Source organism: Streptomyces sp. NPDC059003 (genome assembly GCF_042740445.1).
Classification (GTDB): Bacteria; Actinomycetota; Actinomycetes; order Streptomycetales; family Streptomycetaceae; genus Streptomyces.
On the sequence record NZ_JBHYJH010000111.1, the window covers coordinates 1 to 15402 of the forward strand.

Here is a 15402-nt window from a genome sequence, read left to right on the forward strand (position 1 = left end):
GAGGACGAGCGCGCAGCGCGGAAAGAAGGGGGTCCTAGGGGGCGGAGCCCCCTAGTTCGGGAAGGGGCGGGCTTGGGGAGAGCCCCCGGCAGGGCCACCACCCTCAACCACACGGAGACACCCGCATGCACGACAACCGCCGGCTCATCGAAGGCCGACTCAAGCGCGTCCTCGACGAACGCATCCGCCCCGCCGTCCACCCCGAGTCCGTCCCCCTGGACATCGCCGTCTGGACCGCCCCGGGCGAACCGGTCCCGGTGGCCGAAGGCCTCGCCGCGGAACCCGAGCCGATCGAGGCGGGATCCCGCTGGGGCGCCCCGTGGGGCACGAGCTGGTTCCGGGTGACGGGCACGGTCCCGCCCGCCTGGGCGGGCAGGACGGTCGAGGCGATCCTGGACCTCGGCTTCGACGAGAACATGCCGGGCTTCCAGTGCGAGGGCCTCGTCTACCGCCCGGACGGCACCCCGGTGAAGGGCCTCAACCCGCGCAACCAGTGGGTGCGGATCGCCACCCCCGCGCAGGGCGGCGAAGAGGTACGGCTGCACATCGAGGCGGCCTCCAACCCGGTGATCCTCGACTACCACCCCTTCCTGCCCACGCAGCTGGGCGACAAGGAGACCGCGGGCAGCGAGCCGCAGTACCGCCTGGAGCGCATGGACCTCGCCGTCTTCGACGAGACGGTGTGGCAGCTCGCCCTCGACCTGGAGGTCCTGAGCGAGCTGATGCAGGAGCTGCCGGAGGACTCGGGCCGCCGCCACGAGATCCTGCGGGCGGTCGAGCGGGCCCTGGACGCGGTCGACCTCCAGGACGTGAACGGCTCGGCGGCCGCCGCCCGCGCCGCACTGGAGCCGGTGCTCACCGCCCCGGCGCACGCGTCCGCGCACCGGATCAGCGCGGTCGGACACGCCCACATCGACTCGGCGTGGCTGTGGCCGCTGCGCGAGACGGTCCGGAAGGTGGCGCGCACCACGTCCAACATGACCGCGCTGCTCGACGACGAACCGGACTTCGTCTTCGCGATGTCGCAGGCCCAGCAGTGGGCGTGGATCAAGGAGCACCGGCCCGAGGTGTGGGCCAAGGTGAAGAAGGCGGTCGCCGACGGACGCTTCGTGCCGACGGGCGGCATGTGGGTGGAGTCCGACACGAACATGCCGGGCTCCGAGGCGATGGCCCGTCAGTTCGTGCACGGCAAGCGGTTCTTCATCGAGGAGTTCGGGGTCGAGAACGACGAGGCCTGGCTGCCCGACACCTTCGGCTTCGCCGCGGGCCTGCCGCAGATCATCAAGGCGGCCGGGTCCAAGTGGCTGCTCACCCAGAAGATCTCGTGGTCGCAGACCAACAAGTTCCCGCACCACACCTTCCAGTGGGAGGGCATCGACGGCACCCGGATCTTCACGCACTTCCCGCCCGTCGACACCTACAACTGCTCGATGAAGGGCAGCGAGATCGCCCACGCGGGGCGGAACTTCAAGGACAAGGCCGTCGCCCGGCACTCGCTCGCGCCCACCGGCTGGGGCGACGGAGGCGGCGGCACGACCCGCGAGATGATCGCGAAGGCGGCCCGGCTGCGGAACCTGGAGGGCTCGCCCACGGTCCAGTGGGAGACCCCGGCCGCGTTCTTCGAGAAGGCGGAGGCGGAGTACGCGAACCCGCCGGTGTGGGTCGGCGAGCTCTACCTGGAGCTGCACCGGGCGACCCTCACCAGCCAGGCGGGCACCAAGCAGGGCAACCGCCGCAGCGAGCACCTGCTGCGGGAGGCCGAGCTGTGGGCGGCGACGGCGGCGGTGCGTGCCGGATTCCCGTATCCGTACGAGGAGTTGGACCGGATCTGGAAGACGGTGCTCCTGCATCAGTTCCACGACATCCTGCCCGGCTCGTCGATCGCCTGGGTGCACCGCGAGGCCCGCGCGACGTACGCGGCGGTGGCCGCGGAGCTGAACGGCATCATCGACGCGGCCCAGCGTGCCCTCGCGGGCGACGGCGGGCGCACCCTCGTCTTCAACTCCGCGCCCCACACCCGCGCCGGGGTCCCGGCCGGTGGCGCCCAGGCGCCCGTGGCCGAGGGCCAGTCCGCGATCGCCGCCCGCGCCGACGGCGGCTTCGTCCTCGACAACGGCCTGCTGCGCGTCGAGGTCGACGCGCGCGGGCTCGTCGTCTCCGCGTACGACCTCGTCGCCGGACGGGAGACCGTCGCGCCCGGCCGGGCGGCCAACCTGCCCCAGCTGCACGCCGACTTCCCGAACATGTGGGACGCCTGGGACGTCGACGAGTTCTACCGCAACACGGTCACCGACCTGACCGACGCCGAGGAGGTCACGCCCGGCGAGGGCGCGTCCGTGCGCGTGGTGCGGCGCTTCGGCGACTCCCGGATGACCCAGGTCCTGACCCTCGCGGCGGGGCAGCGCCGCCTCGACATCGACACCGAGGTCGACTGGCACGAGACGGAGAAGTTCCTCAAGCTGTCCTTCCCGCTGGACGTGCACGCCGAGCGGTACGCGTCCGAGACGCAGTTCGGGCACTTCTACCGGCCCACGCACACCAACACCAGCTGGGAGGCCGCCAAGTTCGAGGCCTGCAACCACCGCTTCGTGCACGTCGAGGAGCCCGGCTGGGGCGTCGCCCTCGTCAACGACTCCACGTACGGCCACGACGTGACCCGCACGGTGCGCGACACCGACGCCGGGACCACGACCACGGTCCGGGTCTCCCTGCTGCGGGCGCCGCGCTTCCCCGACCCCGAGACCGACCAGGGCGTCCACCGCTTCCGGCACGCGCTCGCCCCCGGGGCGGACGTGTTGGACGCGGTGCGCGAGGGCTACCGCGTCAACCTCCCCGAGCGCCGGATCACGGGCGCCGCCACGGACGTCGCCCCGCTGGTCTCCGTCGACGACGACGCCGTGGTCGTCACGGCGGTCAAGCTCGCCGACGACGGCAGCGGCGACGTAGTGGTCCGCCTCCACGAGGCACGCGGCGGCCGGGCCCGCGGCACGCTGCGCTTCGGCTTCGAGGTCGCACACGCCGAGGCGACGGACCTCCTTGAGCGCCCCCTCACCACCACGCCGACGCCCGAGCGGCACGGCGACGCGGTGTCGCTGACACTGCGCCCGTTCGAGCTGGTGACGCTGCGAGTACGGAGGGCCTGAGACCGGCCCGGGCGGGCAGCACTCCTTGTGAGGGCGCCCGCCCGGGGCCCGTGAGGCGAACAGGAGACGTGGATGGCGTCGACGGCGGCGTACGACGGGATCGCTGACTGGTACGAGACCGAGTTCCTCGCCCGGCACGGCACCGGGACGGGCGTCGGCGCGGGGGACGGGGACCCGCTGGGCCTCGGTGGGCTGCTGCGCGAGCTCCTCGGCGAAGGCAGCGGCGTCTGCCTGGAGATCGGCTGCGGCACCGGCGTCCACGCGGAACGGGTGCGCGCCCTCGGCCGGACCCCGGTGGGCGTGGACATCTCCCGCGGGATGCTGCGGTACGCCCGTGACCGGCTGCCGGTCGCGCGGGCCGACGCCGAGCGGCTGCCGGTCGGGGACGGCTGCCTGCCTGCCGTGCTCGCGATGATGGTCCACACGGACATGCCGCGATACCCGGAGGTGCTGCGGGAGGCCGCCCGGGTCCTGCGTCCGGGCGGTGTGTTCGTGCACATCGGGGTGCATCCGTGCTTCTGCGGCGGCTTCGCCGACCGGAGTGACCCCGACGCAGTGGTCGTCCGGCCCGGCTATCTCGACGGTCACTGGACGAGGGCGTCCTGGACGGACAGCGGGGTGCGGGACAAGGTCGGCGCCACCCACCGTCCGCTCCCCGCGCTGCTGCACGCGTTCCACGACGCGGGCCTGGTCCCCGAGCGGTTCGGCGAGGGTGGGGCGCCGACTCCCGCGGTCCTCGGGGTCAGGGCGACTCGGCGGGGCGGGGAGCGGGCAGCGTCGCGATGAAGTCCCGTACCAGTTCGTTGAACGCGTCCGGGCGTTCCATGTTCGGGTAGTGGGCCGTGCCCTTGATCGTTGCTGTTCGGCCGTCGGGGACGGTGTGGGCCAGGCGTTCGGCCATGGTGATGTTGTCGGGGCCGTCCTGGTCGCCGGTGAGGGCGAGGACCGGGACCGGGAGGGTCGCGGCGCGGGTCCAGGTGTGGGGGACGGGGACGAGGGCGGGCGGCTCCGTGCCGGTGTGTTTGGCGACGGTCTGTTCCGTCATCGCGCGGAGGCGGCGTACGACGTCCTCGTCGACGTCGGCGAGGGTGCGGTGCGGGCCCGCCGCGTACAGCATCGTCGCGTCGACGAAGGCGGCCGCGTCGGCGGCGGCCGTCGCGCGGGCCCACTCGGCCTGGATGGCGAGGGCCCAGGGGTCCGTGAACTCGGGCTCACTGGTGCCCGCGCCGCACACCACGACGGCGCGGACCAGGTCGGGGTGTTCGAGGGCGGTGTCGACCGCGATGCCCGCGCCCATCGAGAGGCCGACGAGCACCGCGGGGCCGACGTCGAGGCGGCGCAGGAGCGCGGCGAGGTCGTCGGTCTGCCGGAACGGCCTGCTCGCGTTCGCCGACCTGCCGTGGCCGCGGACGTCCGGGGCGATGACGCGATGCCGCCCGGCGAAGAACGGCACCTGGTCGTCCCACATGCGGTGGTCGAGGAAGCCGCCGTGCAGCAGGACCAGCGGGTCGCCCCAGCCGGTGTCGCGGTAGGCGAGCGTGCCGTCGTCGGTCAGGAACTCGTACACATCGGATGCGTCAGTCATGACAACCAAGGTGTCAAGATTCGAGCAAGTTGGCAACCTGGGTGTCATGATGGTGCGGTGAATGAGAAGTTGACGGCCGCGCGCACAGCGGAACCCGACCGGGCCCTGCCGCCCGACGAGCTCGCCCATCGGCTCACCGAAGTCTTCGACCTGGTGGGGCCGTTGTACCGGCGCGTGCAGCGCAAGGTGGAGGAGTCCGAACCGATCGAAGGGCTCTCCGTCGGCGTGCGCGCCGTCCTCGATCTGCTGCGCAGGCACGGGCCGATGACGGTCCCGCAGATGGGGCGGGCCCAGTCCCTGAGCCGTCAGTTCGTCCAGCGCATGGTGCACGACGCGGCGGCGCGCGGCCTCGTCGAGATCACCGCCAACCCCGCCCATCGGCGGTCGTCCCTGATCCGGCTCACGGGGGAGGGGAAGGCGGTGATCGCGGCGGCGGCCGGACGCGAGCACGCGCTGATGCGGCAGGTGCACGGCGACCTGACCGACGCCGACGTCGCGGCGTGCGTGCACGTCCTGACGCGGATGCTGGAGCTGTTCGACGACGTGGACGTGAACTGACCGGAATTCCGGGCCGGGTCAGGCCGCGAGGAACTTCAGGATGCGGTCGTTCACCTCCTGCGGCGCCTCCAGGAGCGGGAAGTGGCCGACGCCGTCCAGGAAGAGGCCGTCGGAGCCCTCGGGAAGCAGCGCGACGATGTCGTCCATGGTGGCGGCGTCGACGATCGGGTCCTCGCTGCCGTGGACGTACAGCGTGGGCTGCGTGGGCAGGTCGGCCAGGAGGGCGCCCATCTCCCAGCGGTCCGTGCCGAAGGCGTCGGTGGGGAAGTTCTGCCGGTAGAGCCCGAGGGCGGCGCGCAGGTTCGCCGGATCGCGCAGGGCGTCCTTGCCCGCCTCGCGGTCCACCGTGGAGTCGAAACCGGGGACGTTCCCGGTCCAGTGCTGCCACAGCCAGTCCAGGTAGGCGAAGTTGTCGACCGGGACGACCTGGTCGGCCACGCCCATCTGGAAGAAGTAGAAGTGGCTGCTCTTGTGGATCTGTACGGGGTCGGCGGCCTTGCGGGCGTAGAAGCGCACCGGCGGCACGTCGGACACCACGGCCTTCGACCAGCGCTCGGGCGCCCGGACGGTGGCGCCCCAGGTGACGAAGCCGCCCCAGTCGTGGCCGATGACGACCGCGTTCTCGTCGCCGCCGAGCGCCTCGTGCAGGGCGTTCGCGTCGTCGGCCAGATCGGCGAGGCGCATGCTGCCGTCGGGCGGCAGCTGGGTGGGGGCGAAGCCGCGCAGGGCGGGGGCGACGGCCCGGTACCCGGCCTCCGCCAGGCGTGGCATCAGATGCCGCCACATGCTCGGGGCTTCGGGGAAGCCGTGCAGGAGCAGGGCGAGGGGGCCCTCGCCCTGCTCCAGGTAGGCGAAGTCGATCCCGTTGGCGGTGATGTGCTGGTAGTCCATGGCTCGGTCTCCCTCGGCGGTGGGCAGTGGACGCCGGACGGTGCGGCGGGGCGTCGCGCCGTCCGATGTCTATAACGAACGTTCTATTCAGACCGTAGCACGCACTGAAACGAACGTTCTAGCCAGGTGGAGAGGGTGTGGGGTGCGCCGCGAGGGCCGGCGCGGCTGTCGCCGGGAGGGGAGGGGAGGGGAGGGGAGGGGCGGGGCGGGGCGGGGCGGGGTGGGCGTCAGTCCTCCAGCTGCCCCCGCAGCCACTCCTCCACTTCCCCCACGTGCGCGGCCGCCGCCGCCCGCGCCGCCTCCGGGTCCCGAGCGACCAGGGCGCGGTGGATGCGGGCGTGCTCGCGGCGGGTCCGCTCGAAGGCGCCCTCCTGCTGGTAGCCGCGCCAGACGCGGGCCCGGAAGGTCTGCGACGACAGGCCTTCGAGGATGGCCGCCATCGTGTCATTGCCCGCGGCCAGGGCGATGGCGCGGTGGAAGGCCAGGTCGTGGGAGAGGATCTCCTCCGGGTCGTCGGTGGCGTCCATCGCCGCCAAGTGCTGTTCCACGTCGGCGAGTTGGGAACGTGTGATGCGCGCGGCCGCGAGGCCCGTCGCGGTCGACTCCAGGACGCGTCGGACCTCGAGGAGCTCCACGAGCCGTGGCCCGCGCGAGAGGTCGGCGACGACGCCGAAGGTCTCCAGGAGGTCACCGGCCTCCAACTGCGTGACGTAGATGCCCGATCCGTGCCGCGCCTGAAGGACGCCGATGACGGTCAGGGCCCGGATGGCCTCGCGCATGGAACTGCGGGAGATGCCCAGCTGGGCGGCCAGATCCCGCTCGGTGGGCAGGCGTTGGCCCGGCTCGAGGAGCCCCTCCGCGATCATCGCCTTGATCTGCTCGATGGCCCGCTGCGTCACGGTGCCCTTCTGCGCGGGCGGGGCGCTCTGCGGGGCCTGGTTCACGTGACGCTCCTTCGCTGGGCGGGTGCCGCGCAGTTTAGCCAGAGATGTGGTCCGACCACTACGGCTGGAATACACGGGAAGTTGGGGGAGGGGGGTGTTGTAGGCACCAAGTGGTCTGATAAATATTTCGCCCATCCGCCGCTGAACCGCGGCTGGTTTCCCCCGAACCCGTTCGATCCCGCTTGATGAGGAGCCGTCAGATGGTCGGCAGAACAGTGCGGAACAACCCCGGCAGGATGTACAGGTCGCGGGTGGTCCGGGCCACCGCGGCGGCGGCCTGCGCGACGCTCGCCCTCGCGGCCTGCGGCAGTACCAAGGACAGCGGGGGGTCGGGCGACGGGGGCGGCGAGGGCAAGGTGGGCGTCATCCTGCCGCTGCTCACCTCGCCGTTCTGGCAGGCGTACAACGACTACGTACCGAAGATGGCGAAGTCCGAGGACGTCGACGCGCTGAAGACCGTCAACTCCAACAGCGACCCCTCGCAGCAGATCACCGACATCAACAACCAGCTGAACCAGGGCGTGAAGGGCCTCGTCGTCGCCCCGCTCGACAGCGCCGCCATCTCCGCGGGCCTTGAGCAGGCCGACCGCAAGGGCGTCCCCGTGGTCGCCGTCGACGTCGCGCCCGAGAAGGGCAAGGTCGCGATGGTGGTGCGCGCCAACAACAAGGCGTACGGGCAGAAGGCCTGCGACTACCTCGGCAAGCAGGTCAAGAGCGGCAAGGTCGTGCAGATCATGGGCGATCTCGCGTCGGTCAACGGGCGCGAGCGCTCCGAGGCCTTCCGCGAGTGCGTCAAGGACAAGTACCCGAAGCTCAAGGTCCTCGAGATCCCCGCGAAGTGGGAGTCGGACACCGCCGCGTCCAAGCTGGACACCCTCCTCAACTCCCACCCCGACATCAAGGGCATCTACATGCAGGCGGGCGGCGTCTACCTCGCGCCGACGCTCCAGACGCTCAAGGCGAAGGGGAAGCTGAAGAAGACGGGCGAGAAGGGCCACATCGCGATCGTCTCCAACGACGGCATCCCGCAGGAGTTCGACGCCATCCGCAAGGGCCAGATCGACGCCACCGTCTCGCAGCCCGCCGACGCCTACGCGAAGTACGGCATGTACTACATCAAGGCCGCGATGAACGGGAAGAAGTTCAAGCCCGGCCCGACCGACCACGGTTCGACGATCGTGAAGCTGCCCAGCGGCAACCTGGAGGACCAGCTGCCCGCGCCGCTCGTCACGAAGAAGAACGTGGGCGACGCCGAGCTGTGGGGCAACACGGTCAAATGAGTACGCCGACCACGCCGGCCGCACCGGGCGCCGAGCGGTCCGCGCCGCTCGTCGAAGCGCACGGCATCGTCAAGCGCTACGGCCCCACCGTCGCCCTCCAGGACGGCCGCCTGACCGTCCGCGCCGGGGAGTCGCACGCCCTCGTCGGCCGCAACGGCGCGGGCAAGTCCACCCTCGTCTCCCTCCTCACCGGCCTGCAGGCCCCGGACGCCGGCACCATCGCGTTCGACGGGCGGCCCGCGCCGCCGCTCGCCGACCGCGACGCCTGGCGCCGCAAGGTCGCCTGCGTCTACCAGAAGCCCACCGTCGTACCGGAGCTCACGGTCGCGGAGAACCTGTTCATCAACCGGCAGCCGCAGGGCCGCGGCGGCCTCATCAGCTGGCGCCGGCTCCGGGCGGAGGCCGCCGACGTCCTGCGCACCTGGGACGTCCACGTCGACCCCGACGCCCGCACCGCGGACCTCAAGGTCGAGGACCGCCAAATGGTCGAGATCGCGCGGGCGTTGAGCTTCGGCGCGCGCTTCATCGTCCTCGACGAGCCGACCGCGCAGCTCGACAACCGCGAGATCGAGCGGCTCTTCACCCGCATGCGGACCCTCCAGGACTCCGGCGTAACGTTCCTGTTCATCTCGCACCACCTCCAGGAGGTGTACGAGGTGTGCCAGACCGTCACCGTCCTGCGCGACGCCCGCTGGATCACCACCGCGCCCGTCGCGGACCTGCCGCGCGCCGCCCTCGTGGAGGCCATGGCGGGCGAGGCGCTCACCGAGAGCAAGGCCGTCGCCCGGCCCGCCGTGCCCGCAACAGCGCCGGTGCTGCTCGACGTGCGCGGCCTGACCAGCGAGTCGTACGACGACATCCACTTCACCGTGCGGCGCGGCGAGGTCGTCGGGCTCGCCGGGTCCAGCGGCAGCGGCAAGATCCACCTCGCCGAGTCGCTCACCGGCCTGCACACGCCGACCGGGGGCAGCGCCACGCTCGACGGCGCGCCGCTGCCCTTCGGCGACGTGCCCGCCGCGCTGCGGGCCGGCGTCGGCTGCGTACCGCGCGACCGGCACGGCGAGGGCCTGGTCTACTCCATGTCCATCGGCGACAACGCCACCATGAGCGTCCTCGACCGGCTCGGCCGGTACGGCTTCGTCTCCGGCGACCGCAAGCGCGGCTTCGCCGGTGAGCTCATCGAGCGGCTCGACATCCACGCCGAAGGCCCGGACCAGCCCGTCTCCGACCTGTCCGGAGGCAACGCGCAGAAGGTCGTGATGGCCCGTGCCCTCGCGTCCGACCCGCGCCTGCTCGTCCTCATCAACCCCACCGCGGGCGTCGACGTGAAGTCCAAGGAGTCCCTGCTCGCCCGCGTCGACCACGCCCGCGACGACGGCACCGCCGTCCTGGTCGTCTCCGACGAACTCGACGACCTGCGCCGCTGCGACCGGGTCCTCGTCCTCTTCCACGGCCATGTCGTCGCCGAGCACCCGGCGGGCTGGCACGACCACGAGCTGATCGCCGCCATCGAAGGAGTGGCCGTCCGTGACCAAAACAGCTGAGCCCAAGGCACCTCCGGTCACCCGGGTACGGGCCCCCGAACCGCGCGCCGCCAAGGCCGCCCTCCTCCGACGCGCCCGTGAACTGGCCCTCGTGCCCGCCCTGTTGCTGCTCATGGTGCTCGGCACGTTCGTCAACGACTCGTTCCTCACCGAGCGGAACCTGATCTCCATCCTCGGCGCGTCCGCCGCCCTGGCGATGGTCGTCCTCGCCGAGTCCCTCGTCCTCATCACCGGCAAGTTCGACCTGTCCCTGGAGTCGGTCGTCGGCATCGCGCCCGCCATCGGGGCGCTGCTCGTGCTGCCCGCCGCGCAGGCCGGGTTCGGCACCGAGATGCCCGCGGCCGTGGGGCTGCTCGCGATCGTCCTGGTGGGCGCGGTGATCGGCGGCTTCAACGGCGTCCTCGTGGTGAAGCTGAAGCTGAACGCGTTCATCGTCACGCTCGCCATGCTGATCGTGCTGCGCGGCGTCCTCGTCGGCGCCACCAAGGGCAAGACGCTCTTCGGCATGCCCGAGTCGTTCTTCACGCTCGCCACCTCCACGTTCCTCACCGTGCCGCTCTCGGTGTGGATCGCGGCCGCCGCGTTCGGCATCGTGGGGCTCGTCCTCAAGTACCACCGCGTGGGCCGCGCCCTGTACGCGATCGGCGGCAACGCGGACGCGGCCCGCGCGGCCGGGATCCGCGTGGACCGGGTCATGCTCGGCGTGTTCGTCGTCGCCGGGTCGCTCGCCGCGGTCGGCGGCCTGATGCAGACCGGCTACGTCGGCGCCATCAACGCCAACCAGGGCCAGAACATGATCTTCACGGTGTTCGCGGCGGCCGTCATCGGCGGCATCAGCCTCGACGGCGGAAAGGGCACCATGTTCGGCGCGCTCACCGGCGTCCTGCTGCTCGGCGTCGTCCAGAACCTGCTCACGCTCGCCCAGGTGCCGTCCTTCTGGATCCAGGCCATCTACGGCGGCATCATCCTCGTCGCCCTGATGATCGCGCGCGTCACCACGGGCCGCGCACAGGACTAGGGCCCGTCCGACGGGTCGGCGCGAAGTCGACCCGTCGGACAGGCCCCGGCCGCCGCGTCCCCGTCCCCTCCGGAAAGGCACCCTGTGTCCCCAACTCCCGGCCGCGTCACGGCGGTCGACACCTACGACATCCGGTTCCCGACATCCCGGGAGCTCGACGGGTCCGACGCGATGAACCCGGACCCCGACTACTCGGCCGCCTACGTCGTCCTGCGCACCGACGCCGACGACGGCCACGCCGGGCACGGCTTCACCTTCACCATCGGGCGCGGCAACGACGTCCAGGTCGCCGCGATCCACGCCCTGCGCCACCACGTGGTGGGCCGCTCCGTCGACGAGCTGTGCGCCGACCCGGGCAGCCTCAACCGCGACCTGATCGGCGACAGCCAGCTGCGCTGGCTCGGGCCCGAGAAGGGCGTGATGCACATGGCGATCGGCGCGGTCGTCAACGCCGTCTGGGACCTGGCGGCCAAACGTGCGCACAAGCCGCTCTGGCGGCTCCTCGCCGACGCCGAACCCGAGTGGCTGGTCTCCCAGGTCGACTTCCGCTACATCGCCGACGCGCTGTCGCCCGACGAGGCCCTGACCCTGCTGCGCGACGGCCGCGCGGGCGCCGAGGAGCGTACGGCGCTCCTCCTCGACCGGGGCTACCCCGCGTACACCACCTCGCCCGGCTGGCTCGGCTACAGCGACGAGAAGCTGACCCGGCTCGCACGGCAGGCCGTCGCCGACGGGTTCACCCAGATCAAGCTGAAGGTCGGCGCGGACCTCGACGACGACGTACGCCGCTGCCGCACCGCGCGCCAGGTGATCGGGCCGCACATCCGCATGGCCGTCGACGCCAACCAGCGCTGGAACGTCGACGAGGCCGTCCGCTGGACGCGCGCGCTCGCCCCCTTCGACCCGTACTGGGTGGAGGAGCCCACCAGCCCCGACGACGTCCTCGGGCACGCCACGATCCGTGGGGCCGTCGCGCCCGTGAAGGTGGCGACCGGCGAGCACGTGCAGAACCGCATCGTGTTCAAGCAGCTCCTCCAGGCCGACGCCATCGACGTGCTGCAGCTCGACGCGGCCCGCGTCGGCGGCGTCAACGAGAACCTGGCGATCCTGCTGCTCGCCGCCCGCTTCGGCGTCCCCGTGTGCCCGCACGCGGGCGGCGTCGGCCTGTGCGAACTCGTCCAGCACCTGTCGATGTTCGACTACGTGGCGCTTTCCGGCACCACCGAGAACCGCGTCATCGAGTACGTCGACCACCTCCACGAACACTTCGTGGATCCGGTGCGGCTGCGCGCCGGGCACTACACGGCCCCCACCGCACCCGGCTTCTCGGCGACGATGCGCGCCGAGTCCATCGCCCGGTTCACCTATCCCGACGGCGCGTTCTGGGCCGCCGACCGCGCCCAGCGGGAAGCCCAGCAGAAACCCCAGGAGAAACCCCAGCAGAAACCCCAGCGGAAGGGAGCAGCCGCATGACGGACTTCGAGGGCCTGAGCGCCCTGGTCACCGGCGGAGCCTCCGGCATCGGCCGGGCCACCGCGGAACTCCTCGCCGCGCGCGGCGCCCGCGTCGCCGTCGTCGACCTGGACCCGAGCGGGGTGGAGAAGCCGCTGCGCGCGTACGCGGCCGACGTCACCGACGACGCGGCGGTACGGGACGCCGTCACGGCGGCCGCCGCCGACCTCGGCGGCCTCGACGTCCTGGTCAACAACGCGGGGATCGGCGCCCAGGGCACCGTCGAGGACAACGACGACGCCCAGTGGCACGCGGTCCTCGACGTCAACGTCCTCGGAGTCGTCCGCACCACCCGCGCCGCCCTGCCCCATCTGCGCAGGTCCGCGCACGCGGCCGTCGTCAACACCTGTTCCATCGCCGCGACCGCGGGCCTGCCGCAGCGCGCCCTGTACGCGGCGTCGAAGGGCGCGGTGCTCTCCCTGACCCTCGCCATGGCCGCCGACCACGTACGCGAAGGCATCCGCGTGAACTGCGTGAACCCCGGCACCGTCGACACCCCGTGGGTCGGCCGCCTCCTGGACGCCGCCCCCGACCCGGCCGCCGAACGCGCCGCCCTCGCGGCACGCCAGCCGACCGGGCGCCTCGTCGGCGCCGACGAAGTGGCGGGCGCCATCGCCTACTTGGCGAGCCCGCTGTCCGGCGCCACCACCGGCACCGCGCTCGCCGTCGACGGCGGCATGCAGGGGCTCAGGCTGAGGCCGGTGAACCAGTGAGCGGCATCCGCACCCGGACCCTGGGCCGCGGCCCCGTCCGCGTCAGCGAGCTGTCCTTCGGCGGCGCCGGCATCGGCAACCTCTACGCGCCCGTCAGCGACGAGGACGCGGCCGAGGCGATCGACACCGCCTGGGGCGCGGGCATCCGCTACTTCGACACCGCGCCGCACTACGGCCTCGGCCTGTCCGAGCTCAGGCTCGGCGCCGCCCTGCGCGGGCGCCCCCGGGAGGCGTACACCGTCTCCACGAAGGTCGGCCGCCTCCTGGAGCCGGTCACCGGGCCCGCCGTCGGCGACGACCTCGCGGACGGCGGCTTCGCCGTGCCCGCCGCGCACCGGCGCGTCTGGGACTTCAGCGCGGACGGCGTGCGCCGCTCCCTGGAAGGCAGCCTGACGCGGCTCGGCCTCGACCGCGTCGACATCGTGTTCCTGCACGACCCGGACCACCACGGCGAACAGGCCTTCCGCGAGGGCTACCCCGCCCTGGAACAGCTGCGCGCCGAAGGCGTCGTCGGCGCGATCGGCGCGGGCATGAACCAGGCGGAGATGCTCACCCGCTTCGTACGCGACACCGACGTGGACGCCGTGCTGTGCGCGGGCCGCTACACGCTCCTCGACCACCAGGCGCTCACGGAACTGCTGCCCGCCGCGAGCGCGCGCGGGACGTCCGTCGTCATCGGCGGCGTCTACAACTCCGGACTCCTCGCCGATCCGAGAGAAGGCGCACGCTTCAACTACACCGAGGCGCCCGGAGAGCTGCTCGACCGGGCGCGCTCGCTCCAGGCCCTCGCGCTCCGGCACGGCACGACGCTGCGGGCCGCGGCGCTCGCCTTCCCGTTCGCGCACCCGGCCGTCGACACCGTCCTCGTCGGCATCCGCTCGCCGCGCCAAGTGACGGATGCAGCCGAGCAGTTCGCCGCCCCCGTACCCATGGAGTTCTGGAAGGAGGCCCGGGCGAACGGCCTGCTGCCCGCGGATGTGCCCGTGCCCGGGGAGGAGGCGTCATGAGGATCGCCCTGCACACCAAGGTCCGCGCCGACCGCGTCGAGGAGTACGACGCGGCCCACCGCGAGGTCCCCGCCGAGCTCACCGCCGCGATCCGCGCCGCGGGCGCCACCTCCTGGACGATCTGGCGCAGCGGCACCGACCTGTTCCACCTCCTGGAGTGCGAGGACTACGCGGGACTCCTCGCCGCCCTGGAGCGGCTGCCGGTGAACATCGCCTGGCAGGCCCGCATGGCCGAGCTGCTCGACGTCGTCCACGACTACTCCGCCGACGGCGCCGACGCGGGCCTGCCCGTCGTCTGGGAACTGCCGTGACCGGCGGCCCGGACGGGGGCGACGACTCCGCGACCGGCACGGTCGTCGACGCCCACCACCACGTGTGGGACCTCGCCGTCCGCGACCAGGACTGGATCACCGGCCCCGAGATGGCGCCGATCCGGCGGACCTTCACGCTCGACGACCTCGCGCCGCACGCCCGCGCCGCCGGGGTCGGCGCCACCGTCCTCGTCCAGACCGTCACCGTCGCGGACGAGACCCCGGAGTTCCTGGCGCTCGCGGCGGACAGCGACCTCGTCGCCGGGGTCGTCGGCTGGACCGACCTCACCCGGCCCGACGTCGCCGACACCCTGGCCGGGCTGCGTCAACTCCCGGGCGGCGAGCACCTCGTGGGCATCCGGCACCAGGTGCAGGCCGAGCCCGACCCCGCCTGGCTGCTGCGGGCGGACGTGCAGCGCGGCCTCGCCGCCGTCGCCGACGCGGGGCTCCGCTACGACCTGGTGGTGCTGCCCCACCACCTGCCCGCCTGCGTCGAGGCGGCCGCGCGCCTGCCCCGGCTCACCTTCGTCCTCGACCACCTGGGCAAGCCGCCCGTCGCATCCGGCGACCTGGAACCGTGGGCGTCGTCGCTCCGCGCGCTCGCCGCGCTGCCGAACACCGTGTGCAAGCTCTCCGGCCTGGTGACGGAGGCCGACTGGCGGTCCTGGACGGTCGCAGGGCTGCGCCCGTACGCGGACACGGCCCTGGACGCCTTCGGCCCCGACCGCCTGATGGTCGGCTCGGACTGGCCGGTGTGCGAGCTCGCCGCCTCGTACGAGGACGTGCTGGCCGTGGCACGGGAGCTCATGGACTCCCTGAGCGACGCCGAGCGGGCCGAGGCGTTCGGCGGGACCGCCCGGCGCGTCTACGGCCTGCGGACCGGTGCGCCGGGCTGA

The 15402-nt window shown here is 72.5% G+C and carries 14 protein-coding genes; 11 read left to right on the forward strand and 3 right to left on the reverse strand.

The genetic code is table 11. From position 1 onward, the window contains the following. Positions 1-125: 125 nt before the first annotated feature. Positions 126-3143: an alpha-mannosidase gene (locus ACFWZ5_RS30775; RefSeq protein WP_384891602.1), complete on the forward strand. Its 3018-nt coding sequence runs from the start codon at positions 126-128 to the stop codon at positions 3141-3143. 72 nt (positions 3144-3215) lie between these two features. Further along, positions 3216-3929: a class I SAM-dependent methyltransferase gene (locus ACFWZ5_RS30780; protein ID WP_384797601.1), complete on the forward strand. Its 714-nt coding sequence runs from the start codon at positions 3216-3218 to the stop codon at positions 3927-3929. Here ACFWZ5_RS30780 and ACFWZ5_RS30785 read toward each other — a convergent pair. Beyond that, positions 3886-4728 carry an alpha/beta fold hydrolase gene (locus tag ACFWZ5_RS30785; RefSeq protein WP_384797599.1) on the reverse strand — a complete coding sequence of 281 codons (843 nt, stop codon included), beginning with the start codon at positions 4726-4728 and terminating at the stop codon, positions 3886-3888. The two genes, ACFWZ5_RS30780 and ACFWZ5_RS30785, sit on opposite strands and share 44 nt — an antisense overlap. 57 nt (positions 4729-4785) lie before the next feature. Between ACFWZ5_RS30785 and ACFWZ5_RS30790 the strand changes: the two genes are divergently transcribed. Beyond that, positions 4786-5286, forward strand: coding sequence for a MarR family winged helix-turn-helix transcriptional regulator (locus tag ACFWZ5_RS30790; protein WP_384797596.1), 501 nt, complete (start codon positions 4786-4788; stop codon positions 5284-5286). Positions 5287-5304: 18 nt separating this feature from the next. Here ACFWZ5_RS30790 and ACFWZ5_RS30795 read toward each other — a convergent pair whose 3' ends face one another. Together ACFWZ5_RS30795 and ACFWZ5_RS30800 are read right to left on the reverse strand one after the other, a co-directional pair. After that, positions 5305-6177 carry an alpha/beta fold hydrolase gene (locus ACFWZ5_RS30795; RefSeq protein WP_384797593.1) on the reverse strand — a complete coding sequence of 291 codons (873 nt, stop codon included), beginning with the start codon at positions 6175-6177 and terminating at the stop codon, positions 5305-5307. Positions 6178-6404: 227 nt separating this feature from the next. Further along, a complete protein-coding gene (locus ACFWZ5_RS30800) occupies positions 6405-7121 on the reverse strand; it encodes a FadR/GntR family transcriptional regulator (RefSeq protein ID WP_384797590.1) in 717 nt (238 codons plus the stop codon). A 200-nt stretch (positions 7122-7321) separates the two neighbouring features. Between ACFWZ5_RS30800 and ACFWZ5_RS30805 the strand changes: the two genes are divergently transcribed. The 8 genes from ACFWZ5_RS30805 to ACFWZ5_RS30840 all read left to right on the forward strand — a co-directional run bounded on the left by ACFWZ5_RS30805 (position 7322) and on the right by ACFWZ5_RS30840 (position 15402). After that, positions 7322-8401, forward strand: a complete 1080-nt coding sequence (locus ACFWZ5_RS30805; RefSeq protein ID WP_384797587.1) for a sugar ABC transporter substrate-binding protein — start codon at positions 7322-7324, stop codon at positions 8399-8401. Beyond that, complete coding sequence (locus tag ACFWZ5_RS30810; RefSeq protein ID WP_384797584.1) at positions 8398-9945, forward strand: sugar ABC transporter ATP-binding protein; 1548 nt, start codon at positions 8398-8400, stop codon at positions 9943-9945. The genes ACFWZ5_RS30805 and ACFWZ5_RS30810 overlap by 4 nt, the downstream gene beginning before the upstream one ends. Further along, on the forward strand, positions 9929-10963 hold the full coding sequence (locus ACFWZ5_RS30815) for an ABC transporter permease (protein WP_384797581.1): 1035 nt from the start codon (positions 9929-9931) through the stop codon (positions 10961-10963). Before ACFWZ5_RS30810 ends, ACFWZ5_RS30815 begins: the two co-directional genes overlap by 17 nt. An 84-nt stretch (positions 10964-11047) precedes the next feature. Next, positions 11048-12436: an L-fuconate dehydratase gene (locus tag ACFWZ5_RS30820; RefSeq protein ID WP_384797578.1), complete on the forward strand. Its 1389-nt coding sequence runs from the start codon at positions 11048-11050 to the stop codon at positions 12434-12436. Beyond that, the gene (locus ACFWZ5_RS30825; RefSeq protein ID WP_384797575.1) at positions 12433-13188 is read left to right on the forward strand and encodes an SDR family NAD(P)-dependent oxidoreductase; all 756 of its coding nucleotides are present in this window, start codon (positions 12433-12435) and stop codon (positions 13186-13188) included. Before ACFWZ5_RS30820 ends, ACFWZ5_RS30825 begins: the two co-directional genes overlap by 4 nt. Further along, entirely contained in the window at positions 13185-14195 is a 1011-nt protein-coding gene (locus ACFWZ5_RS30830; RefSeq protein ID WP_384797572.1) for an aldo/keto reductase, read from the forward strand. The genes ACFWZ5_RS30825 and ACFWZ5_RS30830 overlap by 4 nt, the downstream gene beginning before the upstream one ends. Continuing rightward, positions 14192-14506 carry an L-rhamnose mutarotase gene (locus ACFWZ5_RS30835; RefSeq protein ID WP_384797569.1) on the forward strand — a complete coding sequence of 105 codons (315 nt, stop codon included), beginning with the start codon at positions 14192-14194 and terminating at the stop codon, positions 14504-14506. The genes ACFWZ5_RS30830 and ACFWZ5_RS30835 overlap by 4 nt, the downstream gene beginning before the upstream one ends. Then, a complete protein-coding gene (locus tag ACFWZ5_RS30840) occupies positions 14503-15402 on the forward strand; it encodes an amidohydrolase family protein (protein WP_384797566.1) in 900 nt (299 codons plus the stop codon). Before ACFWZ5_RS30835 ends, ACFWZ5_RS30840 begins: the two co-directional genes overlap by 4 nt.